Raw genomic sequence first — 26,254 nt, forward strand, 5'->3', positions numbered from 1 at the left:
CCTAAACCTCGGATTTATGCGATAAAGGTTTAACGGATATGTTGATTTGCTGTTGCGCGCTGTTTACTCAATTGCGATATACTGTTGCCCGTTTTAACTACACGACAGGAATGTATGGAACGTTTTCTTGAAAATGCAATGTATGCTTCTCGCTGGCTGCTTGCCCCCGTGTACTTTGGCCTTTCGCTGGCGTTAGTTGCTCTGGCGCTGAAGTTCTTCCAGGAGATTATTCACGTACTGCCGAATATCTTCTCGATGGCGGAATCAGATTTGATCCTCGTGTTGCTGTCGCTGGTGGATATGACGCTGGTTGGCGGTTTGCTGGTGATGGTGATGTTTTCCGGTTATGAGAATTTCGTCTCGCAGCTGGATATCTCCGAGAACAAAGAGAAGCTGAACTGGCTGGGGAAAATGGACGCAACGTCGCTGAAAAACAAAGTAGCAGCGTCGATTGTGGCAATTTCTTCCATTCACTTACTGCGCGTCTTTATGGATGCGAAAAATGTCCCTGATAACAAACTGATGTGGTACGTCATTATCCATCTGACGTTTGTGCTCTCTGCATTTGTGATGGGCTATCTTGACCGACTGACTCGTCATAATCACTGATCTGATTCGGGCGCGGTTCTCGCGCCCGTTATTAACAGGTCATTTATCGGAAGACGCCTGCCACAGATTCAGCTCGCCATCGGCGATATGCTGATCAATCTGCGCCAGCTCCTCGGTGCTAAATGTCAGATTATTCAGCGCCTGCACGTTCTCCTCAAGTTGCTCCGCGCGGCTGGCACCAATCAATACCGACGTCACTCGCTCATCTTTCAGCAACCAGCTTAACGCCATTTGTGCCATTGATTGTCCACGCTGCTGTGCCATTTCATTCAATAACCGCAGGCTGTTGAGGTTGGCTTCGGTGAGCATTTTCGGCGTCAGGCCACGAACTTTATTCCCTTCACGATGCATCCGTGAATCTTGCGGAATACCGTTGAGATATTTTCCGGTCAGCAATCCCTGAGCCAGAGGAGTAAAGGCAATGCAGCCCACGCCGTTATGTTGCAGGGTATCCAGCAGGCCGCTTTTATCCACCCAGCGGTTCAGTAAATTGTATGAAGGTTGATGAATTAACAGCGGAATTTTCCATTCGTGCAGCAACTCGACCATTTTTTGCGTCCGCTCTGGCGAGTAAGAGGAGATCCCGACATAAAGCGCCTTACCGCTTTGTACCGCATGAGCCAGCGCAGAGGCGGTTTCTTCCATCGGCGTATTTTCATCGACGCGATGAGAGTAAAAGATATCGACATACTCCAGCCCCATACGCTTCAGGCTTTGGTCGAGGCTGGCGAGCATGTATTTACGTGAGCCGCCAGAGCCGTACGGGCCGGGCCACATATCGTAGCCAGCTTTGGTAGAGATAATCAGTTCATCGCGATAAGCGGCAAAATCCTCCCGCAGCAGGCGACCAAAGTTCTCTTCTGCGCTTCCTGGAGGCGGCCCGTAATTGTTGGCTAAATCAAAGTGCGTAATGCCCAAATCAAACGCTTTGCGCAGGATCGCACGCTGTGATTCCAGTGCGTTAACGTGACCGAAATTGTGCCATAAACCGAGCGATAACGCGGGCAGGCGTAAACCGCTTTTTCCGCAATAGCGGTATTGCATCTGCCCGTAACGTTCGGGATTCGCTAACCAGACCATGACCTCTCCTTTCCACCATTCAATTTCGAAACAATGTTTCCAGTTTAGCGATTTACCAGGGGGGATCCCGTAGCATCGCTCACAGTGTGACGAAAAACTGGGCAAAAACACGTGCTTATGCTTTGCTTAAAAAAACACCAATTGAGGAGTACAATGATGCCGCGTCTGACCGCTAAAGATTTCCCACAAGAGTTGCTGGATTACTACGACTATTACGCTCACGGGAAAATTTCGAAACGTGAGTTCCTCAACCTTGCGGCGAAGTATGCGGTGGGCGGGATGACGGCATTAGCGTTGTTTGATTTGCTCAAGCCAAATTATGCGCTGGCGACTCAGGTAGAGTTTACCGACCCGGAAATTGTTGCTGAGTACATCACGTATTCTTCGCCAAATGGTCACGGCGAGGTACGGGGTTATCTGGTGAAGCCCGCAAAGATGAGCGGCAAAACGCCAGCCGTGGTGGTGGTGCATGAGAATCGTGGACTGAATCCGTATATCGAAGATGTGGCACGGCGAGTAGCGAAGGCGGGGTATATCGCCCTGGCACCTGACGGCTTAAGTTCCGTTGGAGGTTATCCGGGTAATGATGATAAAGGTCGTGAGCTGCAACAGCAGGTTGATCCAACCAAACTGATGAATGATTTCTTTGCCGCAATTGAGTTTATGCAACGCTATCCGCAAGCGACAGGCAAAGTGGGTATTACCGGATTTTGCTATGGCGGTGGTGTATCGAACGCGGCGGCTGTCGCGTATCCGGAACTGGCCTGCGCGGTGCCGTTTTATGGTCGTCAGGCACCCACTGCCGATGTGGCGAAGATTGAAGCGCCTTTACTGCTCCACTACGCGGAACTGGATACCCGAATCAACGAGGGCTGGCCCGCTTACGAGGCGGCGTTGAAAGCCAATAATAAGGTCTATGAGGCGTATATCTATCCGGGGGTTAATCACGGATTCCATAATGATTCCACGCCCCGTTATGACAAATCTGCCGCCGATCTTGCCTGGCAAAGGACGCTGAAATGGTTCGATAAATATCTCTCCTGATAGGTTTATCTCTTACGGGATTACGTCTTAAACAAGCATGAAAAAATAGCGTGCGCAAAAGTCGTTCTTTGCCTAAAATATCGCTATATATGACAATATATAGCGAATGAGGTGAACGATGAATAACCATTTTGGTAAAGGCTTAATGGCGGGATTAAAAGCAACGCATGCCGACAGTGCGGTTAATGTGACAAAATACTGTGCCGATTATAAACGCGGTTTTGTATTAGGCTACTCACACCGGATGTACGAAAAGACCGGAGATCGCCAGCTTAGCGCCTGGGAAGCGGGGATTCTGACGCGCCGCTATGGACTGGATAAAGAGATGGTAATGGATTTCTTTCGTGAGAATAATTCCTGTTCTACGTTGCGCTTTTTTATGGCCGGTTATCGCCTCGAAAATTGATCAAACATACGTATTATCTTGCTTTAATTAATTACACTAATGCTTATTCCCTTCGTTTTAGTGCCCCGCCGCAGTATCATGATATCGATAACCATAATAAATGTGTGGTAAATGGCGCATCGATCGCATTATTGATTTTGCGATTGAGGCAAAATATATGCCAGGTCTTCGCAACGGAATAACTATAAATGACTGGAGATAACACCCTCATCCATTCTCACGGCATTAACCGTCGTGATTTCATGAAGCTTTGTGCAGCATTAGCCGCCACCATGGGGTTAAGTAGCAAAGCCGCTGCAGAAATGGCCGAATCGGTTACTAACCCGCAGCGTCCGCCAGTTATCTGGATTGGCGCGCAGGAGTGCACCGGTTGTACGGAATCTCTGCTTCGTGCAACGCATCCAACGGTAGAAAACCTCGTGCTGGAGACTATCTCTCTCGAGTATCACGAAGTGCTTTCCGCCGCCTTCGGTCATCAGGTCGAAGAGAACAAACATAACGCTCTCGAGAAGTACAAAGGGCAGTATGTGTTAGTGGTGGATGGTTCCATCCCATTAAAAGATAATGGTATTTATTGCATGGTTGCCGGTGAGCCGATTGTGGATCACATCCGCAAAGCGGCGGAAGGCGCAGCAGCCATTATCGCTATCGGTTCCTGCTCTGCGTGGGGCGGTGTTGCCGCAGCTGGAGTTAACCCAACTGGCGCTGTCAGCCTGCAAGAAGTTCTGCCGGGCAAAACCGTTATCAACATTCCGGGCTGCCCACCGAACCCGCACAACTTCCTCGCGACCGTTGCGCACATCATCACTTACGGCAAACCGCCGAAACTGGATGACAAAAACCGTCCGACTTTCGCCTATGGCCGTCTGATTCACGAACACTGCGAACGCCGCCCGCACTTCGATGCTGGTCGTTTTGCCAAAGAGTTCGGTGATGAAGGCCACCGCGAAGGCTGGTGCCTGTACCACCTCGGCTGTAAAGGGCCAGAAACTTACGGCAACTGCTCAACGCTGCAATTCTGCGACGTTGGTGGCGTGTGGCCGGTGGCGATTGGTCACCCGTGCTATGGCTGTAACGAAGAAGGTATCGGCTTCCATAAAGGCATCCATCAGCTTGCCAACGTCGAAAACCAGACTCCGCGTTCGCAGAAACCGGATGTTAACGCTAAAGAGGGCGGCAACGTCTCTGCGGGCGCTATCGGTTTGCTCGGCGGTGTGGTTGGGCTGGTTGCCGGTGTCAGCGTGATGGCGGTGCGTGAACTGGGTCGTCAGCAAAAGAAAGATAACGCTGACTCACGGGGAGAATAACCGTGAACAGACGTAATTTTATTAAAGCAGCCTCCTGCGGGGCATTGCTGACGGGCGCGTTGCCGTCGGTCAGTCATGCGGCTGCTGAAAACCGCCCGCCAATTCCGGGATCGCTGAGTATGTTGTATGACTCGACGCTGTGCGTAGGCTGCCAGGCTTGCGTCACTAAGTGTCAGGATATCAACTTCCCTGAACGTAACCCACAAGGGGAACAGACCTGGTCGAACAACGACAAACTGTCGCCGTACACCAATAACATCATTCAGGTGTGGACCAGCGGCACGGGAGTCAACAAAGACCAGGAAGAGAACGGCTATGCGTACATTAAGAAACAGTGTATGCACTGCGTCGATCCGAACTGTGTCTCCGTGTGCCCGGTCTCCGCGCTGAAAAAAGATCCGAAAACCGGCATTGTCCATTACGACAAAGATGTGTGCACCGGCTGCCGTTACTGCATGGTCGCCTGCCCATACAACGTGCCGAAGTACGACTACAACAACCCGTTTGGTGCGCTGCATAAGTGCGAGCTGTGCAACCAGAAAGGTGTGGAACGTCTCGATAAAGGCGGTCTGCCTGGCTGCGTAGAAGTGTGCCCGGCGGGCGCGGTGATTTTTGGTACGCGTGAAGAGCTGATGGCGGAGGCGAAAAAACGTCTGGCGCTGAAGCCTGGCAGCGAATACCACTATCCACGTCAGACGCTGAAATCTGGCGACACTTACCTGCACACGGTGCCGAAATATTATCCGCATCTGTACGGCGAGAAAGAGGGCGGCGGTACTCAGGTTCTGGTACTGACGGGTGTGCCTTATGAAAATCTCGACCTGCCGAAACTGGACGATCTTTCTACTGGTGCGCGTTCCGAACATGTTCAACACACCCTGTATAAAGGCATGATGCTACCACTGGCTGTGCTGGCGGGCTTAACCGTGCTGGTTCGTCGCAACACCAAAAACGACCATCACGACGGAGGAGACGATCATGAGTCATGATCCACAACCGCTGGGCGGCAAAATCATCAGTAAACCGGTCATGATTTTTGGACCGTTAATCGTCATCTGTATGCTCCTGATTGTGAAGCGTCTGGTGTTCGGTCTGGGCTCTGTCTCTGACCTGAACGGCGGCTTCCCGTGGGGCGTGTGGATCGCGTTTGACCTGTTGATCGGCACCGGCTTTGCCTGTGGCGGCTGGGCGCTGGCGTGGGCGGTATACGTCTTTAATCGTGGGCAATACCATCCGCTGGTGCGTCCGGCACTGTTGGCAAGTCTGTTTGGTTACTCACTGGGTGGCTTGTCGATCACTATCGACGTGGGGCGCTACTGGAACCTGCCGTACTTCTACATTCCGGGTCACTTCAACGTGAACTCGGTACTGTTCGAGACGGCGGTCTGTATGACTATCTACATCGGCGTGATGGCACTCGAGTTTGCTCCGGCACTGTTTGAACGTCTGGGCTGGAAAGTATCGCTACAGCGTCTGAACAAGGTGATGTTCTTCATCATCGCGCTCGGCGCGCTGCTGCCAACCATGCACCAGTCTTCAATGGGGTCGCTGATGATCTCGGCGGGCTACAAGGTGCATCCGCTGTGGCAAAGCTATGAAATGTTGCCGCTGTTCTCGCTGTTGACGGCGTTCATCATGGGCTTCTCGATTGTCATCTTTGAAGGTTCGCTGGTGCAGGCGGGTCTGCGTGGCAACGGTCCGGATGAAAAGAGCCTGTTCGTCAAACTGACCAACACCATCAGTGTGTTGCTGGCGATTTTCATCGTGTTGCGCTTTGGCGAGCTGATCTATCGCGACAAGCTGTCGTTAGCGTTTGCCGGTGACTTCTACTCCGTGATGTTCTGGATTGAAGTCCTGCTGATGCTCTTCCCGCTGGTCGTTCTGCGTGTGGCGAAGCTGCGTAATGATTCCCGCATGCTGTTCCTGTCAGCACTGAGCGCACTGTTAGGTTGTGCAACCTGGCGTCTGACCTATTCGCTGGTGGCATTCAACCCGGGCGGCGGTTACGCCTACTTCCCGACCTGGGAAGAACTGTTGATTTCTATTGGTTTTGTGGCTATTGAGATTTGCGCCTACATCGTACTCATTCGTCTACTGCCGATACTTCCTCCTTTAAAACAAAACGATCATAATCGTCATGAGGCGAGCAAAGCATGAGCCAGAGAATTACTATTGATCCGGTAACCCGTATTGAGGGGCATTTACGCATCGATTGCGAAATCGAAAATGGCGTCGTTTCGAAAGCATGGGCTTCCGGTACCATGTGGCGCGGCATGGAAGAGATCGTGAAAAACCGCGATCCGCGCGATGCATGGATGATTGTGCAACGTATCTGTGGCGTATGTACGACTACTCACGCGCTGTCTTCCGTTCGTGCGGCAGAGAGCGCGCTGAATATCGACGTTCCGGTTAACGCGCAATACATCCGTAACATCATTCTGGCTGCGCACACCACGCATGACCATATCGTTCATTTCTATCAGCTTTCGGCGCTGGACTGGGTGGACATCACTTCTGCACTGCAAGCTGATCCAACCAAAGCCTCCGAAATGCTGAAAGGCGTTTCGACCTGGCATCTGAACAGCCCGGAAGAGTTCACCAAAGTTCAGAACAAGATCAAAGATCTGGTTGCCAGCGGTCAGTTGGGTATTTTCGCCAATGGCTACTGGGGTCACCCGGCGATGAAACTGCCGCCAGAAGTGAACCTGATTGCGGTAGCGCACTACCTGCAAGCGCTGGAGTGCCAGCGTGATGCTAACCGTGTAGTGGCGCTGCTGGGCGGTAAAACCCCGCACATTCAGAACCTGGCGGTAGGCGGTGTCGCGAACCCAATCAACCTCGACGGTCTGGGCGTGCTGAACCTTGAGCGCCTTATGTATATCAAGTCTTTCATCGACAAGCTGAGCGACTTTGTAGAGCAGGTTTACAAGGTTGATACCGCAGTTATCGCCGCGTTTTACCCGGAATGGCTGACGCGCGGTAAAGGTGCGGTGAACTATCTGAGCGTGCCGGAATTTCCGACCGACAGCAAAAACGGTAGCTTCCTGTTCCCGGGCGGCTACATCCAGAATGCCGATCTGTCGACTTACCGTCCGATCACTTCTCATTCCGATGAATATCTGATCAAAGGGATTCAGGAAAGCGCGAAGCACTCCTGGTATAAAGACGAAGCGCCGCAGGCACCGTGGGAAGGCACCACTATTCCGGCTTATGATGGTTGGTCTGATGACGGCAAATATTCCTGGGTGAAATCACCGACTTTCTACGGCAAAACGGTAGAAGTGGGGCCGCTGGCTAACATGCTGGTGAAACTGGCGGCAGGACGCGAGTCTACCCAGAACAAACTGAATGAAATCGTTGCGATTTATCAGAAACTGACTGGCAACACGCTGGAAGTGGCGCAGCTGCACTCCACGCTGGGCCGTATCATTGGTCGTACCGTTCACTGCTGCGAATTGCAGGATATCCTGCAAAACCAATACAGTGCACTGATCACCAATATCGGCAAAGGCGATCACACCACCTTTGTGAAACCGAACATTCCGGCTACAGGTGAGTTCAAAGGTGTTGGCTTCCTTGAAGCACCGCGCGGTATGCTCTCTCACTGGATGGTGATCAAAGACGGAATTATCAGTAACTACCAGGCAGTTGTTCCATCAACCTGGAACTCTGGCCCGCGTAACTTCAATGATGACGTCGGTCCTTACGAGCAGTCGCTGGTGGGTACGCCGGTTGCCGATCCGAATAAACCGCTGGAAGTGGTGCGTACCATTCACTCCTTCGACCCGTGCATGGCCTGTGCGGTACACGTAGTGGATGCCGACGGCAACGAAGTGGTTTCAGTGAAGGTCCTGTAATGCGTATTTTAGTCTTAGGGGTTGGCAATATTTTGCTGACCGATGAAGCCATCGGTGTGCGGATTGTCGAAGCGTTAGAGCAACGATACATTCTGCCGGATTATGTTGAGATCCTCGATGGCGGCACGGCGGGAATGGAGCTGCTTGGCGACATGGCAAATCGCGATCATCTGATTATCGCCGATGCCATTGTGTCGAAAAAGAACGCGCCGGGAACGATGATGATCCTGCGGGATGAAGAAGTTCCGGCGTTGTTTACCAACAAAATCTCTCCGCATCAGCTTGGCCTGGCCGACGTATTGTCGGCCCTGCGCTTCACCGGCGAGTTTCCGAAAAAGCTGACCCTGGTCGGCGTGATCCCGGAATCGCTGGAGCCGCACATCGGCTTGACGCCGACGGTCGAAGCGATGATTGAACCTGCGCTTGAGCAGGTTCTGGTTGCGCTGCGCGAATCAGGCGTGGAAGCCATCCCACGGGAGGCGACTCATGAATGAAGAGATAGCAGGTTTTCAGACCTCCCCGAAGGCGCAAGTACAGGCAGCGTTTGAAGAAATTGCCCGGCGTTCGATGCACGATCTCTCTTTTCTGCATCCTTCAATGCCGGTGTACGTTTCCGACTTTACGTTGTTCGAAGGTCAGTGGACGGGGTGTGTAATCACCCCATGGATGCTGAGTGCAGTTATCTTCCCCGGCCCGGATCAACTCTGGCCGCTGCGCAAAGTGAGTGAAAAAATCGGTCTGCAACTGCCGTATGGCACCATGACCTTTACTGTTGGTGAACTGGACGGTGTTTCGCAATACCTCTCCTGCTCGCTGATGTCGCCGCTTTCGCACAGCATGTCGATTGAAGAGGGCCAACGCCTGACGGATGACTGCGCACGAATGATCCTTTCGCTGCCAGTCACGAATCCGGATGTACCACACGCAGGGCGTCGTGCCCTGCTATTTGGCCGCAGGAGTGGCGAAAATGCATGAGTTGTCGCTTTGCCAGAGCGCCGTTGAAATTATCCAACGGCAGGCGGAGCAGCATGATGTTAAGCGCGTCACCGCCGTGTGGCTGGAAATTGGCGCGCTCTCCTGCGTTGAGGAGAGCGCCGTCCGTTTTAGTTTTGAAATTGTCTGCCACGGAACGGTGGCGCAAGGGTGCGATTTACATATCGTCTATAAACCCGCCCAGGCCTGGTGCTGGGATTGCAGCCAGGTAGTGGAGATTCATCAGCACGATGCGCAATGCCCGCTCTGTCATGGCGAGCGGTTGCGTGTCGATACCGGCGATTCGCTGATCGTCAAAAGTATTGAAGTTGAATAACCGGAGTTAACAATGTGTATTGGCGTTCCAGGCCAGGTGCTGGCTGTCGGTGAAGATATTCACCAGCTTGCGCAGGTAGAAGTATGTGGTATCAAGCGCGACGTGAATATCGCCCTGATTTGTGAAGGTAACCCTGCCGATTTGCTGGGCCAGTGGGTACTGGTACACGTCGGATTTGCCATGAGCATCATCGACGAAGATGAAGCCAAAGCCACATTAGACGCGCTGCGCCAAATGGATTACGACATTACCAGCGCGTGATGATTAGCTTTCGTAGGCCTGATAAGACGCGACAGCGTCGCATCAGGCATTGTGCACGATTGCCGGATGCGGCGTGAACGCCTTATCCGGCCTGGATGGCTTGCTGCGACGAACACCAACCCTTACCCCTGACGCTTATCTTCCGTATTCGTCTCAAAATCACTGGCGTCATGGCGCTCGTGCAACTGCTCGTTCAGCGGCCCGTTGGTGCGGTTAACAATACGCCCACGCTTCACCGCCGGACGTTCGCCCACTTCTTTCGCCCAGCGTTGCACGTGTTTATAACTGCCCGCATCAAGAAACTCTGCGGCATCATACACACCACCTAACACCACGTTGCCAAACCACGGCCAGATCGCCATATCCGCAATGGTGTACTCATCGCCCGCAACAAACTTATGCTGCGCCAGTTGCTTATCCAGCACGTCGAGCAGGCGCTTGGCTTCCATGGTAAACCGGTTGATGGCGTATTCAATTTTCACCGGCGCGTAATGGTAAAAGTGACCAAAACCACCGCCGAGGAACGGCGCGGCACCTTGTAACCAGAACAGCCAGTTCATTGCTTCAGTACGTTTCGCCAGATCCTGCGGCAGGAAGTAGCCAAATTTCTCCGCCAGATAAAGCAGAATCGATCCAGACTCAAACACGCGGATCGGCGGAGTATGGGTATGATCGCGTAGCGCCGGGATCTTCGAGTTTGGGTTCACTTCGACAAAGCCGCTGGAGAATTGATCGCCATCGCCAATACGAATCAGCCAGGCGTCGTACTCTGCACCAGTAACGCCCAGCGCCAGCAGCTCTTCAAGCATAATCGTTACTTTCTGACCGTTTGGCGTACCCAGTGAATAGAGTTGCAGCGGATGTTTGCCCACCGGCAGCGTTTTTTCATGCGTCGGACCAGAAACCGGGCGATTGATATTGGCGAACGCGCCGCCAGCGGATTTATCCCACGTCCAGACTTTCGCGGGCTGATAAGTATTGTCTGTCATAGTGAGTTGCCTTCTGAGTGGTAGTGTTGAAGCAGTGTAGCAGGTCACTTGCTGTACAGAATGTGAATTTTTTAACCCTTTGCGCCAGCCGCTGCGATGAGGTGTATGATTAGTCTGACCTCTGTCCGGTTAATGTCGCTGAGCAGGTAATCAGAGCACAACAATTACGCCAACTGCTTAGGTTGTATTGTTAAAGGTAAAGTGATGAGCAAAGGAACGACCAGCCAGGATGCCCCGTTCGGGACATTATTGGGCTACGCCCCAGGTGGGGTAGCAATCTACTCTTCAGATTACAGTTCTCTCGATCCGCAGGAATACGAAGATGACGCCGTATTCCGTAGCTATATCGACGACGAATATATGGGCCACAAATGGCAATGCGTTGAATTTGCTCGCCGTTTTCTCTTTCTGAATTACGGTGTGGTCTTCACTGACGTGGGTATGGCGTGGGAGATTTTCTCGCTGCGCTTCCTGCGTGAAGTGGTTAATGACAACATCCTGCCATTGCAGGCATTTCCTAACGGCTCGCCGCGTGCGCCGGTCGCGGGTGCGCTTCTTATCTGGGATAAAGGCGGTGAATTTAAAGACACTGGCCATGTCGCCATCATTACCCAATTGCATGGCAACAAAGTCCGTATTGCGGAACAGAACGTGATTCATTCCCCGTTACCGCAAGGGCAACAGTGGACACGCGAGCTGGAGATGGTGGTCGAAAACGGCTGCTATACCCTTAAAGACACGTTTGATGACACCACCATTCTGGGCTGGATGATCCAGACGGAAGATACCGACTACAGCTTACCGCAGCCGGAAATTGCAGGCGAGCTGCTGAAAATCAGCGGAGCGCGTCTGGAAAACAAAGGTCAGTTTGACGGTAAATGGCTGGATGAAAAAGATCCGCTACAAAATGCCTACGTGCAGGCCAACGGTCAGGTGATCAATCAGGATCCGTATCATTACTACACCATTACCGAGAGCGCAGAGCAGGAGCTGATTAAAGCCACCAACGAGCTGCACCTGATGTATCTTCACGCAACCGACAAGGTGCTAAAAGATGACAACCTGCTGGCACTGTTCGACATTCCGAAAATCCTCTGGCCACGTTTGCGTCTCTCCTGGCAGCGTCGCCGTCACCATATGATCACCGGTCGTATGGATTTCTGCATGGACGAACGTGGCCTGAAGGTCTACGAATACAACGCCGATTCCGCCTCCTGTCATACCGAAGCGGGCTTGATCCTCGAACGTTGGGCGGAGCAGGGCTATAAAGGCAATGGCTTCAATCCTGCGGAAGGGCTGATTAACGAACTGGCTGGTGCCTGGAAACACAGTCGTGCACGTCCGTTTGTCCATATCATGCAGGACAAAGATATCGAGGAAAACTATCACGCGCAGTTTATGGAGCAGGCGCTGCACCAGGCGGGCTTTGAAACGCGTATCTTGCGTGGGTTGGATGAACTGGGCTGGGATGCTGCCGGGCAACTGATTGATGGGGAAGGGCGACTGGTTAACTGCGTGTGGAAAACCTGGGCGTGGGAAACCGCGTTTGATCAGATTCGTGAAGTTAGCGACCGTGAGTTTGCTGCGGTGCCGATCCGTACCGGTCATCCGCAAAATGAAGTGCGTTTAATTGACGTATTGCTGCGCCCGGAAGTGCTGGTCTTTGAGCCGCTGTGGACGGTGATCCCCGGCAACAAAGCGATTCTGCCGATCCTCTGGTCGCTGTTCCCGCACCATCGTTACCTACTGGATACCGATTTCACTGTTAATGATGAACTGGTAAAAACAGGTTACGCAGTGAAACCGATCGCCGGTCGCTGTGGCAGTAACATCGACCTCGTCAGCCATCATGAAGAGGTGCTGGATAAAACCAGCGGTAAATTTGCCGAGCAGAAAAACATCTATCAGCAACTGTGGTGTTTGCCGAAAGTGGACGGTAAATACATCCAGGTATGTACTTTCACCGTTGGCGGCAACTACGGTGGGACGTGTTTGCGCGGTGATGAATCACTGGTCATCAAAAAAGAGAGTGATATTGAACCGTTAATTGTCGTGAAAGAGTAATAGATGTTGTAGCAACCCCGTACTGATTATGAAGAATAATCAGTGCGGGGATTAATCAAAATATTCAATATTTATATATTTCAATGTCTATTCATTTTATATGTGAATATATTAACCAGCAGAATACCTGTGTTCTAATTATTTTTAAATATTTTGAATGAATGCTTATTGTCTGATACACAAGAAATAACACTCTTTTTATCGTTAAAAGATGATATTTCACTTTGCCCACGCCGTGAAAGTCACTGATAATGCGTCCGTTCGTAAATTCAAAATGGCGTAATCTAATATATGCTAAATTTATTTGTTGGCCTTGATATATACACAGGGCTTTTGTTATTACTTGCTCTGGCATTTGTGTTGTTCTACGAAGCAATCAATGGTTTTCATGACACGGCGAATGCGGTGGCAACCGTTATTTATACTCGTGCCATGCAGCCACAGCTTGCCGTGGTGATGGCGGCATTTTTTAACTTTTTTGGCGTATTGCTAGGCGGACTTAGCGTTGCCTATGCCATTGTCCATATGTTGCCAACCGATTTGTTGCTGAATATGGGGTCAACTCACGGCCTGGCGATGGTCTTTTCCATGCTGCTGGCGGCGATTATCTGGAACCTGGGAACGTGGTTCTTTGGTTTACCGGCCTCCAGTTCGCATACCTTGATTGGTGCGATTATCGGCATCGGTTTAACCAACGCGCTGTTAACCGGCTCATCGGTGATGGATGCGTTAAACCTGCGTGAAGTGACCAAAATTTTCTCCTCGCTGATTGTTTCCCCTATCGTCGGCCTGGTCATTGCGGGAGGCCTGATATTCCTGCTGCGCCGCTACTGGAGCGGGACGAAAAAGCGTGACCGTATTCACCGCATTCCGGAAGATCGCAAAAAGAAAAAAGGCAAACGTAAGCCACCATTCTGGACGCGTATTGCGCTGATTGTTTCCGCTGCGGGCGTGGCGTTTTCGCACGGCGCGAACGACGGGCAGAAAGGGATCGGACTGGTGATGCTGGTACTGGTGGGGATTGCTCCTGCTGGTTTCGTCGTCAATATGAATGCGTCCGGCTATGAAATTACCCGTACCCGCGATGCCGTCACCAACTTTGAACACTATCTGCAACAGCATCCTGAACTGCCGCAGAAGTTGATTGCGATGGAACCTCCATTGCCTGCGGCATCGACTGATGGCACGCAAGTAACGGAGTTTCATTGTCATCCGGCAAATACCTTTGATGCGATTGCGCGCGTTAAAACGATGTTGCCAGGTAATATGGAAAGCTACGAGCCGTTAAGCGTGAGTCAGCGCAGCCAGCTGCGCCGCATTATGCTGTGCATCTCTGATACCTCTGCGAAGCTGGCGAAACTGCCAGGCGTCAGTAAAGAAGATCAGAACCTGCTGAAAAAACTGCGCAGCGATATGTTAAGCACCATTGAGTACGCTCCGGTGTGGATCATCATGGCGGTAGCACTGGCGCTCGGCATTGGCACCATGATTGGCTGGCGTCGTGTAGCGATGACCATCGGTGAGAAGATTGGTAAGCGCGGCATGACGTATGCGCAAGGCATGGCGGCACAAATGACGGCGGCAGTGTCTATCGGCCTTGCCAGTTATATTGGGATGCCCGTCTCCACAACGCACGTCCTCTCGTCTGCGGTAGCAGGGACGATGGTGGTGGACGGCGGTGGGTTACAGCGTAAAACGGTAACCAGCATCCTGATGGCGTGGGTGTTTACTTTACCGGCGGCGATTTTTCTGTCTGGTGGGTTGTACTGGATAGCATTGCAGTTGATTTAACCTTCCTGAAAATGCCCGGTCCTGGCGATCGGGCATTTCCATTTTTGACTAGTGATAACCACACGCGGTCATAAAATCCGTAATCGCTTTTTCTGCATCAACCAGCACCTTTTCCAGTGGCTGATTGGCGTCGATATCAACCAGTTGTGCACCACCAAAGGTTAACTGTGGCGTTATGGCAATCTTTCTCGCCAGCGATTCCCGTTTATGGTCGGGTTTACGCGCGCAGGCAACTTCAAGGTCAACATTGAGTTTGATAACCAGATCAGGCTTATGGCTCGCCATCCAGTGAAATGCTTTACGTTCCTGGCTTGCCAGCCATGAGACAAACCGGCCGCCTTCAACGTTAGGTGGGAACACCGTACCATCGTAAGCGCCAGGAATTTGGTCCTGAGGATAACGATCGGTTAAGACAATCAGCCCGCGACGACGACAGGCGAGCATATGACGAAAGCGTAACAGTCGGCGGGCGACGAAAGCGGTGATCACCAGGGCCGGAACCGGACCCGGCAATTTTTTTGCCGTTTTCACTTCATTTTTTTCAATAGTCTTGTGCAGAGACTTTCCCATCAACGGTAATTTTGTCACTGCACGACCGACATTTCCGGCCTGTTTTCCTAAATGAACTCTTTCGGCAGCACCATATTTTTCGACAACGGTAATAAGATGTTCACACACCGTTGACTTGCCTGAACCATCGCTACCAATAACGGCAATTAATGGAGGTGTTATTGACTGCATGAATATATCCTTAAATTTAAATATCCATCAAAAATATTTATTTGGTTAATATGTTTTTATGAAAGCGTAATTCAGGTCAATGTCACAATTAACCATTGTCACAATAAGGTTGAACGGATATTCTGAGCACGGACCACGTAATATTCAATACATTATTTTCTGCCGGGTTTTTCGTGAATCAACGTAATATGTCAATAATTAATTCCACGCCAGTGCGTGTTATTGCCATTGTAGGATGTGATGGTTCAGGTAAATCGACCCTCACGGCAAGCCTAGTAAATGAACTGGCAGCAACAATGCCAACAGAACACATTTATCTCGGGCAATCGTCCGGGCGAATTGGCGAATGGATTTCACAGCTCCCTGTTATTGGCGCACCTTTTGGGCGTTATCTGCGAAGTAAAGCGGCACATGTGCACGAAAAGCCCTCCACACCGCTTGGCAATATTACTGCGCTGGTTATTTATCTGCTTTCCTGCTGGCGGGCGTATAAGTTTCGCAAAATGTTGTGTAAAAGCCAGCAAGGCTATCTGCTCATCACCGACCGCTACCCGCAGGTTGAAGTGCCGGGTTTTCGCTTTGATGGCCCGCAACTGGCAAAAAACACGGGCGGTAACGGCTGGATAAAAATGTTAAGACAGCGCGAGCTCAAACTTTACCAATGGATGGCGTCTTATTTGCCCGTATTGTTGATTCGTCTTGGCATTGATGAACAAACCGCGTTTGCGCGTAAACCTGACCACCAACTGGCGGCGTTACAGGAAAAAATCGCTGTTACGCCGCAACTGACATTCAATGGCGCAAAGATCCTTGAACTGGATGGTCGGCAACCAGCCGATGAAATTCTGCAAGCGTCACTACGCGCAATTCACGCCGCGCTTTCCTGATCACCAAATGGATAGGGGATGATTTAACGAATGGATGCACTACAAACACAAACTGTTAATAGTACAACCGCGCCGCAGCCCAACTACATTCCGGGGCTGATTGCGGTGGTCGGGTGTGATGGCACCGGTAAATCCACACTGACCACTGACCTGGTGAAATCGCTGCAACAACACTGGCAAACCGAGCGCCGCTATCTGGGGCTGCTCTCCGGCGAAGACGGCGACAAAATCAAACGGTTGCCGCTCGTTGGCGTCTGGCTGGAACGGCGACTGGCGGCCAAATCCTCGAAAACCCAAAGCATGAAAACCAAATCTCCGGCGCTATGGGCGGCGGTGATTATGTACTGCTTCTCGCTGCGAAGAATGGTGAATCTACGCAAGGTTCAGCGACTGGCGCAAAGTGGCGTTCTGGTGGTCAGCGATCGCTTCCCGCAGGCTGAAATTTCGGGCTTTTATTATGACGGACCGGGGATTGGCGTCGAGCGTGCGACCGGGAAAATCAGCATGTTTCTGGCACAGCGCGAACGGCGTTTATACCAAAAAATGGCGCAATACCGTCCTGAATTAATTATTCGTTTGGGGATTGATATTGATACTGCCATCTCCCGCAAGCCTGACCATGACTATGCCGAGCTGCAGGACAAAATCGGTGTCATGTCGACGATTGGCTATAACGGCACAAAAATTCTTGAGATTGATTCCAGAGCGCCCTACAGCGAAGTGCTGGAACAGGCACAGAAGGCGGTTTCTCTGGTTGCAATCGTTTCTGACCGCCGAAGTTTAACTTAAGGTTGGCGGGATACTTTTTACTATCAACGATAAGGTCAGGCTGAATTGGCGGGGTTTAACATCAAACATTGGTTTGCAGATGGCGCGTTTCGCACCATTATTCGCAATAGCGCCTGGTTAGGCTCCAGTAATGTCGTGAGCGCTTTGCTGGGTCTGTTGGCGCTCTCGTGTGCCGGTAAAGGGATGACGCCCGCCATGTTTGGCGTACTGGTGATTGTGCAATCGTACGCCAAGTCGATCAGCGATTTTATTAAGTTTCAGACATGGCAGCTGGTGGTTCAGTACGGAACGCCAGCCTTGACCAATAATAATCCGCAGCAATTTCGCAATGTCGTCTCATTTTCCTTCTCGTTGGATATCGTCAGCGGCGCGGTGGCGATTGTCGGCGGCATTGCCTTACTCCCTTTTCTTTCCCATTCATTAGGTCTGGATGACCAAAGCTTTTGGCTGGCAGCGCTGTATTGCACGCTCATTCCTTCAATGGCTTCCTCCACACCGACCGGCATTCTGCGTGCGGTAGATCGCTTCGATTTGATTGCTGTACAGCAGGCGACGAAACCTTTTCTGCGCGCAGCGGGGAGCGTCGTAGCCTGGTATTTTGATTTTGGTTTTGCGGGTTTTGTTATTGCCTGGTACGCATCGAATCTGGTTGGCGGCACCATGTACTGGTGGTTTGCCGCGCGCGAATTACGCCGCAGAAATATCCATAACGCCTTCAAATTGAATCTGTTTGAGTCTGCCCGACACATTAAAGGCGCGTGGAGTTTTGTCTGGTCAACCAACATTGCCCACTCCATCTGGTCGGCACGTAACTCGTGCAGCACAGTGTTGGTGGGGATCGTGTTAGGACCCGCTGCCGCCGGGTTATTTAAAATCGCCATGACATTCTTCGATGCCGCCGGAACGCCAGCGGGTTTACTGGGCAAAAGTTTTTACCCAGAGGTAATGCGTTTAGATCCGCGTACCACCAGACCGTGGTTGTTAGGCGTGAAGTCCGGTTTACTGGCGGGCGGAATCGGTATTCTGGTGGCGCTCGCGGTGTTGATCGTCGGCAAGCCGCTCATTTCGCTGGTGTTTGGCGTTAAGTATCTCGAAGCGTATGACCTGATTCAGGTAATGCTTGGCGCAATTGTGATTTCGATGCTGGGCTTCCCACAGGAGTCATTGCTATTGATGGCGGGAAAACAGCGCGCTTTTCTCGTGGCGCAAACCATCGCCTCAATCGGCTACATCGTATTGCTGTTCATGTTCTGTCATCTGTTTGGCGTGCTGGGGGCTGCATTTGCTTACTTCGGTGGGCAATGTCTGGATGTGGTGCTCTCGTTAATTCCAACCTTAAAGGCATTTTTTCAGCGCCATTCCTTGCTTTATAACGCAGCCGGAGAGAAATCCTGATGATGAGAAAATATTTCCCGCTTGAGGCGAGCGAGCGTCTATTTATTGCAGTTGAAGAAGATGATGTCGTTGATGCGCAGGTCAGTTTACCGCCGACTATCGCAACAGGTTGTACCACCGAAATCATTCATGATAATTACGCGTTATGCCTGCAATTCTGGCTGAATGGCGTTGATCGTCAGGAATTACTGCGTTTAATCCACAAACAAGCCAAAGGCGAGGGGCTTACGGCTGACGAGCGTAAACAGTTTAAATATATGCGGGCGCGTTATAAGCATCTGCGTTTCGCTCAGCGACTGTATCTGAAAAAACACAAGGCAGGATTTTTATTCGGCAAAACGACGGTATGTCTGGGCCATTTTCAGGATGGTTTCCGTAACGGTAAAAAAAATATTGTGTCGTATTACGGCAACCTGTTACGGATTTATTTAAGCTCTCCGGTCTGGTCGTTGGTGAACTATTCATTACGCCATAGCCAGTTAGAAAGCGTAAGCGGTTTTATTGCCTATCGGCAAAAGCAAATGCATACCCTGAAAGAGATAATTGCCAAACCGCGACTAACCGGCAGGGAATTTCATGATGTGCGAAAAATCATCAGCCAGCAGGTTTCTTATTACGACACCCTAAGATCGCTTGATCCTGAAAAAAAAGAAGCGTTACAGATTTCCCGCTTCCTCGCCGCCATTAATGGCCTGATGGGGGATAAACACGACGACATGGTGGCGGATGATATGGAAAACCGCCAGTCGTATGATGCACCGATGGCGCTGGATAGCGATATTCGTCAGCGCTTAGAACTGCTGATTTCGCGTTTTCCGCTATAACCGGAGCAATGATGTCATCTCGTTTGATTATTGCGCTGATTATCATGCTCTTAGCCCCGGGTGTGCAGGCACACAATTTCGTCACGGGTAAAACGGTTACCCCTGTTTATATCCAGGAAGGCGGCGAGCTGCTTCTGAATAGCGACGACGAAATTCACTACCAAAAGTGGAACAGCACACAGCTGGCGGGAAAAGTCCGCATTATTCAGTATATCGCCGGGCGTAAGTCGGCGAAGAAAAAGAACTCACTGTTAATTAAAGCGGTTGAAGCGGCAAACTTTCCGCAGGATCGTTTTCAGCCCACCACCATTGTGAACACCGATGATGCCATCTTTGGTACTGGCTATTTTGTCGTTGGCAAAATCGAAAAAAATAAACGCCGCTATCCGTGGGCGCAATTCGTTATTGACGGCAATGGACAGGGACGCGTTGCCTGGCGGTTGCCGGAGCAGAGTTCAACCATTCTGGTGCTGAATAAAGCCGGGCAAATTCAGTGGGCAAAGGACGGCAGCCTGACGCCGGAAGAGGTAGATCATGTCATTGCGCTGGCGCAGAAGCTGATCAATGAATAAAAATTCAAAGGATTGAGGGCGTTAGTGAGATGAAGCTGGTTGAACACTACATCATGCGTGGTACTCGCCGTCTGGTGCTGATTATCGTCGGTTTTCTGATCTTTATTTTCGCCAGCTACTCCGCACAGCGTTATCTGACCGAAGCGGCAAATGGGACATTAGCTCTTGATGTTGTGCTGGATATTGTTTTCTACAAGGTGCTGATTGCACTGGAGATGTTGTTACCTGTTGGACTGTATGTGTCAGTTGGCGTGACGCTAGGGCAGATGTATACCGACTCGGAAATTACCGCTATTTCTGCGGCGGGGGGGAGTCCGGGACGCTTGTACAAAGCCGTTCTTTATCTGGCGATACCGCTAAGTATTTTTGTCACCCTTCTGTCGATGTATGGTCGTCCGTGGGCTTATGCGCAGATTTATCAACTGGAGCAACAGTCGCAGTCGGAGCTGGATGTTCGCCAGTTGCGGGCAAAGAAATTTAACACTAACGATAACGGACGAATGATCCTTTCGCAGACGGTTGATCAGGATAATAATCGCCTGACTGACGTGCTGATTTATACTTCTACTGCCAATCGAACCCGTATTTTCCGCGCCCGTTCGGTTGATGTAGTTGACCCATCACCCGAGAAACCGACCGTTATGTTGCATAACGGGACCGCCTATCTTCTCGATCATCAGGGACGTGACGACAACGAACAGATCTACCGTAATCTGCAATTGCATCTGAATCCGCTGGATCAAAGCCCTAACGTCAAACGCAAAGCAAAATCGGTCACGGAGCTGGCGCGCTCCGCCTTTCCTGCCGATCATGCCGAACTGCAATGGCGACAAAGCCGTGGCCTGACAGCATTGTTGATGGCGCTGCTGGCCATTTCATTAAGTCGGGTAAAACCGCGGCAAGGGCGATTTTCAACGTTATTGCCACTGACGTTGCTGTTTGTTGCCATTTTTTATGGCGGCGACGTCTGCCGTACGCTGGTGGCTAACGGCGCGATTCCCCTCATTCCTGGTTTGTGGTTAGTACCCGGACTCATGCTAATGGGCCTGCTGATGCTGGTCGCACGCGACTTCTCTTTGCTGCAGAAATTTTCCCGATGAATGTTTTCAGTCGCTATTTAATCCGTCATCTCTTTCTCGGTTTTGCCGCCGCCGCAGGGCTATTGCTGCCGCTTTTTACTACCTTCAACCTGATTAACGAACTGGATGATGTCAGCCCGGGTGGTTATCGCTGGACTCAGGCGGTGCTGGTGGTGCTGATGACCTTACCGCGCACACTGGTCGAACTTTCGCCGTTTATCGCCTTATTGGGGGGGATTGTCGGCTTGGGGCAGTTATCGAAAAACAGTGAGCTTACCGCCATTCGCAGCACGGGGTTTTCTATCTTCCGTATTGCACTGGTGGCGCTGGTTGCCGGGATATTGTGGACTGTTTCATTAGGCGCGATAGATGAGTGGGTGGCGTCGCCATTGCAGCAACAGGCGCTGCAAATCAAATCGACTGCCACTGCGTTGGGGGAGGACGATGACATTACCGGCAATATGCTGTGGGCCAGGCGTGGTAATGAATTTGTGACGGTGAAATCGCTGAACGAGCAGGGCCAGCCGGTGGGCGTGGAGATATTTCATTACCGCGACGATCTCTCGCTCGAATCCTACATTTATGCACGCAGTGCCACCATTGAAGACGACAAAACGTGGATCCTGCATGGTGTGAATCATAAAAAATGGCTGAATGGCAAAGAAACGCTGGAAACATCTGATAATCTTGCCTGGCAATCGGCCTTCACCAGTATGAATCTTGAAGAGTTATCGATGCCGGGAAATACTTTTTCTGTCCGTCAACTTAATCATTACATCCATTATTTGCAGGAAACCGGGCAACCCAGCAGCGAATACCGCCTTGCACTGTGGGAAAAACTGGGACAACCCATCTTGACCCTGGCGATGATTTTGCTGGCTGTGCCGTTTACCTTTAGTGCCCCGCGTTCGCCTGGGATGGGTAGCCGTCTCGCTGTAGGCGTCATCGTGGGCTTACTCACCTGGATCAGCTATCAAATCATGGTCAATCTGGGATTGCTATTTGCGTTGAGCGCACCTGTTACCGCGCTCGGTTTACCGATAGCGTTTATGCTGGTGGCGTTGAGCCTGGTGTATTGGTATGACAGTCAACATTAAACCCGCCGTGGCGCAGCACCACAGCGGGCTCACATTACTGCTTCAGAGTAGCAAATGCCTGAATGATGGCATCGATTTGCTCACGAGTGTGGGCAGCGTTTACGCTACAGCGCAGCAGCGTGATGCCTGCAGGCGCGGCAGGTGGCAGGATAAGATTCACATAAACGCCCAGCGAAATAAGCTCGCGCCAGATGCGTAAACCTTCCTCTTTCGAACCGATTATCACTGGCACTACCGGGCTAATATGTGAACTTAACTCGTAACCCAGTTTTTGCAGACCGTCATACAGATGGTTGGCGTTATCCATCAGCTTTTGCCGCAACTCTGGTTGTGAGGCAATGGTTCTTAACGACGAGCGCACGGTCGCAATGCAGGACGGAGAAGGAGAGGCGGTAAAAATATACGGGCGGCTGCCGTAGCGCAGCACTTCCATCGCTTCCGAACCGACAGCAAAACCGCCAATCGAGGCCAGACTTTTACTGAAAGTACCAACGATAATATCCACATCATCTTCAACGCCAACGGCTTCAGCCAGTCCGCGCCCCGTTGCGCCTAACACGCCAAACGAATGCGCTTCATCGACAATCAAATAACCACCGAGACGACGTTTGATATCAACAATTTCCGCCAGCGGCGCAATGTCACCGAGCATACTGTAGATGCCTTCAACGATGATAATCGCCTCTTTTGCCCGTTCACCGAGGCGAACCATGCGCCGTTCCAGATCTTTAGCATCGTTATGGCGGAAACGAATAATTTCCGCTCCACCGAGAGAACAGGCGTCATAAATACTGGCGTGGCTGTCGGCATCCAGTAACACTACGGCGTTATGGTCGGCAAGTGCGCTGATGACACCTAAATTAGCGGTATAACCGGTTGAAAAAACGATAGCGGTAGGGCGATTGAAAAACTCGGCAATTTCTTTCTCTAACGCCAGATGTGGCGCATAGCTGCCATTAGCCATACGAGAACCGGTAGTGCCGGTGCCTTGGGCCGCTAACGCTGCCTGACCTTCGGCGATGGCATCATGATTGAAGGTTAAACCGAGATAATTATTGGTCCCGGCCAGGATCACGTTTTTATCGCCGATCCGGCCTTCGGTGGCGGAATACACTTCATCAATACAGGTACCAAACGGCGTTAACCCGTTGTCACTAAATTGCAGTCGCTCGCCAGCAAGGCGCGCATATTTATCGTATAGCCCCATTATTTATTCTCCAGCCATGGAAGTAGAGTTTCCATTAATTGCGCAGGGGTTTTGACATCCAGCAGAATATTAATAGGAATGGAAATATCGAATCTGTCTTCCAGCATCATTAAGAGATCCATCACTTTGATCGACTCCAGGCCAAGATCGTTGACGAGATCGCTGTCGGGCTTAATTTCCACACCGTTTTCGACCAAATCCTGTAAACAGGAAAGGATGTAATCCATTACTATTTCACGATTTACCATAGAAACGTTAACACACCTTTAAACAAGACAATCAAAATAGCCCGTTGCGTAATGCGTGTTCCAGGCTAATCCCGGGAAACCAATTAATATCTTCAGAAATACGGTTATTACTTGCTGACCAGTCGGTGTGGGTTAATTCACGGATTTTCGAGCGGGTCAGCATAGGTTCTTTACCTGCCAGGCGACTCAACGCGGTACTGATATCCGCAAGGCAGGTGAGTACCGACAGAGGAATACCAACCATTCGAACGGAACCGCAACGGGCGTCGGCGGCAAGTTGCTGTACGCGTTGCCAGTCATAGCCGCCGGCGACGCCATCGCATAATTCATAGGTTTGCGTCTGTACAGTTTCGGCGCTTAACCACTGCCCCACGGCTTGCGCGAAATCGGTGACGTGCAGGAAAGAGAGCTGTGTATCTGGCGCACCAAGTCGTGGCAGCAGGCCGCGCAGCATCCAGTCAAACAGCGGTTTTAACTCTTTATCGCCGGGACCATACACGGCTGTCGGGCGAAAAATGCCCAGCGTAATTTCGTCAGCCATTGCGGTCAGTCGTTGTTCGGCGACGTGTTTGGAATTTGCGTACCAGGAGAGTTCGGGATGGCGCGCCGCCAGCGAAGAGATAAACAGAAAACGTTGGCAAAAGCCGCTCTCTTTTGCCGCTTGCATCAGGCGCAGGCTGCCGTCAACGTTACAGCGGGTAAAAATCTCTTCTTTGTGTCCGCGCACTTGCCCGGCGCAATGGACCACCGCGCTGGCTCCGGCAACCAGTTCGCTAAGCGAATGTGTATCTTCCAGCGAACCGCGCACCCAGATGAGATTATCATTGACGTGAGCGCGGGCAGTACGCGTCAATGCGCGAACGTGAAAGCCGCGGGCGAGCAGGTTATCGATAATATATTTACCGATAAACCCGGTAGCGCCCGTCACCGCGACAGTTTGATTCATGCCATTGATTCCTGCACATGAAGGCTTGCAGCATAACGTTTTTTCGCTTCCGCACGGGCAGGCTTGCCGGAGGACGTTCGGGGAATACTGTGGGGCGGCAACAGATCGATAGCCGCTGTTACGCCAAATTCGCTTTGGATCCGTGCTGCCAGTGCGTGGATAAGCTGCCCACGACGTTCTTCGTCGCTGATCCTACACTGGATCTGCAAAATGATTTTTTCCTGGGCGGTAACAAAAGCAATCGCATCGCCAGAATGAATTTCCGGTTCCTGTTCCGCAATATATTCAATATCCTGCGGCCAGATATTACGGCCACGAATAATAATCAGATCTTTAATGCGCCCGGTGACATACAGATAACCGTCCAGCAGATAACCGAGGTCGCCGGTATCTAACCAGCCCGTCGCGGCAATCTCGTCTTGCGAAACCTGGTCGCCAAAGTAACCGCTCATCAGGCTGGGGCCGGAGATGCAAATATGGCCTACCACACGTTCCGCGACTGGCATACCTGCTTCATTGCGGATTTCAATGCCATGTTCCGGCAACGCTTTACCGCAGTTGACGAAAGTCGATACGGCGCGTGTTTCAGCACCCGGCGTGACGGCTTTGCCCTGATATTCAAGAATGTCGCGATCCACTTCGTTAACCACAACCCCGGAGGCTTCATCAGAGAAGCTGACAGCCAGCGCATTTTCTGCCAGTCCGTAGCACGGCATGAAAGTTTTATCGTCAAAGTTAACCTGACGGAAACATTCAGCGAATTGATGGAGTTGTTCTGCGGAGATCGGCTCAGCACCAATACCAGCAACGCGCCAGCAGGAAAGATCCAGTTCAGCGAGATCTTTTTCATTCACGCGGCGCTGGCACAATTCATAGCCAAACGGCGGCGCAACGGAAACGGTGCCGCGATTTTTACTGATCAATTTAAGCCATTGCAGAGGACGCATGGCAAAATCCTGAGTGCGCAAATAATCTACTGAGAGCTGCGTGGCGACGGGGGTCAGGAGAAAGCCGACCAGTCCCATATCATGGTAGAAAGGCAGCCAGGAGACGCAGCGGTCGCCAGGGCGTAATTTAATGCCATCGTGGCTTATAGCACGTAGATTAGCCATCACTTCGCGATGGGTGATAATGACGCCACGGGGAAAACGGGTGCTGCCGGAGGTGTACTGGAGGTAGGCGATATCGTTCGGAACTGGACGCTGGAGTACAACATCGGCTTCCGGTAATGCCTTAAACCAGGCGTGGCTTAAAACATGTAATTCGGGGTTGTTATGCGTAGCAGCATTGACCAGTGGCAACCACTCATCACCAGTGATAATGGCTGCGGGCTGGCAACTTGCCAGTAGACCCTGCAGTTTGGCGCTCCAGGAATCCCGCTGACCGACGCCCATTGGAATTGCCAACGGGACGGCGACTAAGCCGGCATACTGGCAGGCAAAAAAAGCCTCTACAAACCCGCTACTCGTTTCGGCAATCAGCGCCACGCGATCGCCTTTTTTCAGATTCAGTGATAACAACCGCTTCGCACCAGCTTCGGCACGCGCTTTTAACGTCTGATATTCCAGTTGATCTTCAAGTTGGCAACGTCTGTCATAAAAATTCATTCCGGCGCTACTCAGAGCGGCGTAGTCCAAAGCATCAACCAGCGTTGGAAAATCGGCATAGCGCATAGGTAGGGAATGCGTAAAGATGTTATTAGACATATACACCACGAAAAAAATTGGATATCAGAAATAAAATGACAATAAT

27 protein-coding genes are annotated in these 26,254 nt (G+C 51.4%); 20 read left to right on the forward strand and 7 right to left on the reverse strand.

Translation table 11 applies throughout. The features are described 5' to 3' along the window. The first annotated feature begins 114 nt into the window (after positions 1–114). A complete protein-coding gene (locus tag BEB42_RS05380; RefSeq protein ID WP_000439331.1) occupies positions 115–609 on the forward strand; it encodes a TIGR00645 family protein in 495 nt (164 codons plus the stop codon). Between the two features lie 39 nt (positions 610–648). Here BEB42_RS05380 and gpr read toward each other — a convergent pair whose 3' ends face one another. Next, the gene (gene gpr / locus BEB42_RS05385; RefSeq protein WP_000262181.1) at positions 649–1,689 is read right to left on the reverse strand and encodes an L-glyceraldehyde 3-phosphate reductase; all 1,041 of its coding nucleotides are present in this window, start codon (positions 1,687–1,689) and stop codon (positions 649–651) included. Between the two features lie 156 nt (positions 1,690–1,845). Here gpr and yghX point away from each other — a divergent pair, with 156 nt between their 5' ends. From yghX to hybG, 10 genes are all read left to right on the forward strand, one after another. After that, entirely contained in the window at positions 1,846–2,733 is an 888-nt protein-coding gene (yghX, locus tag BEB42_RS05390; protein WP_001360974.1) for a YghX family hydrolase, read from the forward strand. 118 nt (positions 2,734–2,851) lie between these two features. Continuing rightward, the gene (yghW, locus tag BEB42_RS05395; RefSeq protein ID WP_001059139.1) at positions 2,852–3,139 is read left to right on the forward strand and encodes a DUF2623 family protein YghW; all 288 of its coding nucleotides are present in this window, start codon (positions 2,852–2,854) and stop codon (positions 3,137–3,139) included. A gap of 188 nt (positions 3,140–3,327) precedes the next feature. After that, complete coding sequence (gene hybO, locus BEB42_RS05405) at positions 3,328–4,446, forward strand: hydrogenase 2 small subunit (protein WP_000145410.1); 1,119 nt, start codon at positions 3,328–3,330, stop codon at positions 4,444–4,446. Between the two features lie 2 nt (positions 4,447–4,448). Continuing rightward, positions 4,449–5,435 (forward strand): hydrogenase 2 operon protein HybA, encoded by a 987-nt coding sequence (hybA, locus tag BEB42_RS05410; RefSeq protein WP_001081887.1) that lies wholly within the window; start codon positions 4,449–4,451, stop codon positions 5,433–5,435. Then, positions 5,425–6,603: a Ni/Fe-hydrogenase cytochrome b subunit gene (gene hybB / locus BEB42_RS05415; protein WP_000017703.1), complete on the forward strand. Its 1,179-nt coding sequence runs from the start codon at positions 5,425–5,427 to the stop codon at positions 6,601–6,603. Before hybA ends, hybB begins: the two co-directional genes overlap by 11 nt. After that, entirely contained in the window at positions 6,600–8,303 is a 1,704-nt protein-coding gene (gene hybC / locus BEB42_RS05420; protein WP_000083074.1) for a hydrogenase 2 large subunit, read from the forward strand. The genes hybB and hybC overlap by 4 nt, the downstream gene beginning before the upstream one ends. Then, the gene (locus BEB42_RS05425) at positions 8,303–8,797 is read left to right on the forward strand and encodes a HyaD/HybD family hydrogenase maturation endopeptidase (RefSeq protein ID WP_001221942.1); all 495 of its coding nucleotides are present in this window, start codon (positions 8,303–8,305) and stop codon (positions 8,795–8,797) included. Before hybC ends, BEB42_RS05425 begins: the two co-directional genes overlap by 1 nt. Continuing rightward, positions 8,790–9,278 (forward strand): hydrogenase-2 assembly chaperone, encoded by a 489-nt coding sequence (gene hybE / locus BEB42_RS05430; RefSeq protein ID WP_001001337.1) that lies wholly within the window; start codon positions 8,790–8,792, stop codon positions 9,276–9,278. The genes BEB42_RS05425 and hybE overlap by 8 nt, the downstream gene beginning before the upstream one ends. Beyond that, positions 9,271–9,612, forward strand: a complete 342-nt coding sequence (gene hypA, locus BEB42_RS05435) for a hydrogenase maturation nickel metallochaperone HypA (RefSeq protein WP_000544953.1) — start codon at positions 9,271–9,273, stop codon at positions 9,610–9,612. The genes hybE and hypA overlap by 8 nt, the downstream gene beginning before the upstream one ends. A gap of 12 nt (positions 9,613–9,624) precedes the next feature. Beyond that, positions 9,625–9,873, forward strand: a complete 249-nt coding sequence (gene hybG, locus BEB42_RS05440; RefSeq protein WP_000334896.1) for a hydrogenase maturation factor HybG — start codon at positions 9,625–9,627, stop codon at positions 9,871–9,873. Between the two features lie 122 nt (positions 9,874–9,995). Here hybG and yghU read toward each other — a convergent pair whose 3' ends face one another. Beyond that, entirely contained in the window at positions 9,996–10,862 is an 867-nt protein-coding gene (gene yghU, locus BEB42_RS05445) for a glutathione-dependent disulfide-bond oxidoreductase (RefSeq protein ID WP_001352936.1), read from the reverse strand. 204 nt (positions 10,863–11,066) lie between these two features. Here yghU and gss point away from each other — a divergent pair, with 204 nt between their 5' ends. Further along, positions 11,067–12,926 (forward strand): bifunctional glutathionylspermidine amidase/synthase, encoded by a 1,860-nt coding sequence (gene gss / locus BEB42_RS05450; protein WP_001352937.1) that lies wholly within the window; start codon positions 11,067–11,069, stop codon positions 12,924–12,926. Between the two features lie 291 nt (positions 12,927–13,217). Next, on the forward strand, positions 13,218–14,717 hold the full coding sequence (pitB, locus tag BEB42_RS05460) for an inorganic phosphate transporter PitB (protein ID WP_000933296.1): 1,500 nt from the start codon (positions 13,218–13,220) through the stop codon (positions 14,715–14,717). Between the two features lie 48 nt (positions 14,718–14,765). On the opposite strand, the gene BEB42_RS05465 is transcribed toward pitB, so the two are convergent. After that, on the reverse strand, positions 14,766–15,458 hold the full coding sequence (locus BEB42_RS05465) for a dTMP kinase (protein ID WP_001190762.1): 693 nt from the start codon (positions 15,456–15,458) through the stop codon (positions 14,766–14,768). A gap of 173 nt (positions 15,459–15,631) precedes the next feature. Between BEB42_RS05465 and BEB42_RS05470 the strand changes: the two genes are divergently transcribed. From BEB42_RS05470 to lptG, 7 genes are read left to right on the forward strand one after another with little or no spacing between them, the layout of a single operon-like run. Then, the gene (locus BEB42_RS05470) at positions 15,632–16,345 is read left to right on the forward strand and encodes a dTMP kinase (RefSeq protein ID WP_105267205.1); all 714 of its coding nucleotides are present in this window, start codon (positions 15,632–15,634) and stop codon (positions 16,343–16,345) included. Positions 16,346–16,375: 30 nt separating this feature from the next. Beyond that, on the forward strand, positions 16,376–17,134 hold the full coding sequence (locus BEB42_RS05475) for a hypothetical protein (protein WP_074500947.1): 759 nt from the start codon (positions 16,376–16,378) through the stop codon (positions 17,132–17,134). A gap of 45 nt (positions 17,135–17,179) precedes the next feature. Then, the gene (locus BEB42_RS05480) at positions 17,180–18,529 is read left to right on the forward strand and encodes a lipopolysaccharide biosynthesis protein (RefSeq protein ID WP_000896872.1); all 1,350 of its coding nucleotides are present in this window, start codon (positions 17,180–17,182) and stop codon (positions 18,527–18,529) included. Further along, complete coding sequence (locus tag BEB42_RS05485) at positions 18,529–19,353, forward strand: hypothetical protein (protein WP_000984954.1); 825 nt, start codon at positions 18,529–18,531, stop codon at positions 19,351–19,353. The genes BEB42_RS05480 and BEB42_RS05485 overlap by 1 nt, the downstream gene beginning before the upstream one ends. A gap of 11 nt (positions 19,354–19,364) precedes the next feature. Then, positions 19,365–19,925 carry a YtfJ family protein gene (locus BEB42_RS05490; RefSeq protein ID WP_001298770.1) on the forward strand — a complete coding sequence of 187 codons (561 nt, stop codon included), beginning with the start codon at positions 19,365–19,367 and terminating at the stop codon, positions 19,923–19,925. A gap of 29 nt (positions 19,926–19,954) precedes the next feature. Further along, complete coding sequence (gene lptF, locus BEB42_RS05495) at positions 19,955–21,025, forward strand: LPS export ABC transporter permease LptF (RefSeq protein WP_000779656.1); 1,071 nt, start codon at positions 19,955–19,957, stop codon at positions 21,023–21,025. Beyond that, positions 21,022–22,101 (forward strand): LPS export ABC transporter permease LptG, encoded by a 1,080-nt coding sequence (lptG, locus tag BEB42_RS05500; protein ID WP_001352940.1) that lies wholly within the window; start codon positions 21,022–21,024, stop codon positions 22,099–22,101. Before lptF ends, lptG begins: the two co-directional genes overlap by 4 nt. A 34-nt stretch (positions 22,102–22,135) precedes the next feature. On the opposite strand, the gene spt is transcribed toward lptG, so the two are convergent. The 4 genes from spt to BEB42_RS05520 are packed head-to-tail and all read right to left on the reverse strand — an operon-like array spanning position 22,136 to position 26,208. Beyond that, a complete protein-coding gene (gene spt / locus BEB42_RS05505) occupies positions 22,136–23,308 on the reverse strand; it encodes a serine palmitoyltransferase (protein ID WP_000524932.1) in 1,173 nt (390 codons plus the stop codon). Continuing rightward, positions 23,308–23,556 carry an acyl carrier protein gene (locus BEB42_RS05510; protein WP_000248097.1) on the reverse strand — a complete coding sequence of 83 codons (249 nt, stop codon included), beginning with the start codon at positions 23,554–23,556 and terminating at the stop codon, positions 23,308–23,310. Before BEB42_RS05510 ends, spt begins: the two co-directional genes overlap by 1 nt. A 31-nt stretch (positions 23,557–23,587) precedes the next feature. Continuing rightward, a complete protein-coding gene (locus tag BEB42_RS05515) occupies positions 23,588–24,502 on the reverse strand; it encodes an NAD-dependent epimerase/dehydratase family protein (protein ID WP_001077120.1) in 915 nt (304 codons plus the stop codon). After that, positions 24,499–26,208 carry a fatty acyl-AMP ligase gene (locus tag BEB42_RS05520; RefSeq protein WP_071986652.1) on the reverse strand — a complete coding sequence of 570 codons (1,710 nt, stop codon included), beginning with the start codon at positions 26,206–26,208 and terminating at the stop codon, positions 24,499–24,501. Before BEB42_RS05520 ends, BEB42_RS05515 begins: the two co-directional genes overlap by 4 nt. Positions 26,209–26,254: the final 46 nt, after the last annotated feature.

This window comes from Escherichia sp. MOD1-EC5990 (genome assembly GCF_002965285.1).
GTDB lineage: Bacteria > Pseudomonadota > Gammaproteobacteria > Enterobacterales > Enterobacteriaceae > Escherichia > Escherichia coli_F.

What these genes read in the sequence shown, in the direction of transcription:
- BEB42_RS05380 (WP_000439331.1), top strand. Translation starts at nt 115, where the DNA reads ATGGAACGTTTTCTTGAAAATGCAATGTATGCTTCTCGCTGGCTGCTT.
- gpr (WP_000262181.1), bottom strand. Translation starts at nt 1,689, where the DNA reads ATGGTCTGGTTAGCGAATCCCGAACGTTACGGGCAGATGCAATACCGC.
- yghX (WP_001360974.1), top strand. Translation starts at nt 1,846, where the DNA reads ATGCCGCGTCTGACCGCTAAAGATTTCCCACAAGAGTTGCTGGATTAC.
- yghW (WP_001059139.1), top strand. Translation starts at nt 2,852, where the DNA reads ATGAATAACCATTTTGGTAAAGGCTTAATGGCGGGATTAAAAGCAACG.
- hybO (WP_000145410.1), top strand. Translation starts at nt 3,328, where the DNA reads ATGACTGGAGATAACACCCTCATCCATTCTCACGGCATTAACCGTCGT.
- hybB (WP_000017703.1), top strand. Translation starts at nt 5,425, where the DNA reads ATGAGTCATGATCCACAACCGCTGGGCGGCAAAATCATCAGTAAACCG.
- hybC (WP_000083074.1), top strand. Translation starts at nt 6,600, where the DNA reads ATGAGCCAGAGAATTACTATTGATCCGGTAACCCGTATTGAGGGGCAT.
- BEB42_RS05425 (WP_001221942.1), top strand. Translation starts at nt 8,303, where the DNA reads ATGCGTATTTTAGTCTTAGGGGTTGGCAATATTTTGCTGACCGATGAA.
- hybE (WP_001001337.1), top strand. Translation starts at nt 8,790, where the DNA reads ATGAATGAAGAGATAGCAGGTTTTCAGACCTCCCCGAAGGCGCAAGTA.
- hypA (WP_000544953.1), top strand. Translation starts at nt 9,271, where the DNA reads ATGCATGAGTTGTCGCTTTGCCAGAGCGCCGTTGAAATTATCCAACGG.
- hybG (WP_000334896.1), top strand. Translation starts at nt 9,625, where the DNA reads ATGTGTATTGGCGTTCCAGGCCAGGTGCTGGCTGTCGGTGAAGATATT.
- yghU (WP_001352936.1), bottom strand. Translation starts at nt 10,862, where the DNA reads ATGACAGACAATACTTATCAGCCCGCGAAAGTCTGGACGTGGGATAAA.
- gss (WP_001352937.1), top strand. Translation starts at nt 11,067, where the DNA reads ATGAGCAAAGGAACGACCAGCCAGGATGCCCCGTTCGGGACATTATTG.
- pitB (WP_000933296.1), top strand. Translation starts at nt 13,218, where the DNA reads ATGCTAAATTTATTTGTTGGCCTTGATATATACACAGGGCTTTTGTTA.
- BEB42_RS05465 (WP_001190762.1), bottom strand. Translation starts at nt 15,458, where the DNA reads ATGCAGTCAATAACACCTCCATTAATTGCCGTTATTGGTAGCGATGGT.
- BEB42_RS05475 (WP_074500947.1), top strand. Translation starts at nt 16,376, where the DNA reads ATGGATGCACTACAAACACAAACTGTTAATAGTACAACCGCGCCGCAG.
- BEB42_RS05485 (WP_000984954.1), top strand. Translation starts at nt 18,529, where the DNA reads ATGATGAGAAAATATTTCCCGCTTGAGGCGAGCGAGCGTCTATTTATT.
- BEB42_RS05490 (WP_001298770.1), top strand. Translation starts at nt 19,365, where the DNA reads ATGTCATCTCGTTTGATTATTGCGCTGATTATCATGCTCTTAGCCCCG.
- lptF (WP_000779656.1), top strand. Translation starts at nt 19,955, where the DNA reads ATGAAGCTGGTTGAACACTACATCATGCGTGGTACTCGCCGTCTGGTG.
- lptG (WP_001352940.1), top strand. Translation starts at nt 21,022, where the DNA reads ATGAATGTTTTCAGTCGCTATTTAATCCGTCATCTCTTTCTCGGTTTT.
- spt (WP_000524932.1), bottom strand. Translation starts at nt 23,308, where the DNA reads ATGGGGCTATACGATAAATATGCGCGCCTTGCTGGCGAGCGACTGCAA.
- BEB42_RS05510 (WP_000248097.1), bottom strand. Translation starts at nt 23,556, where the DNA reads ATGGTAAATCGTGAAATAGTAATGGATTACATCCTTTCCTGTTTACAG.
- BEB42_RS05515 (WP_001077120.1), bottom strand. Translation starts at nt 24,502, where the DNA reads ATGAATCAAACTGTCGCGGTGACGGGCGCTACCGGGTTTATCGGTAAA.
- BEB42_RS05520 (WP_071986652.1), bottom strand. Translation starts at nt 26,208, where the DNA reads ATGTCTAATAACATCTTTACGCATTCCCTACCTATGCGCTATGCCGAT.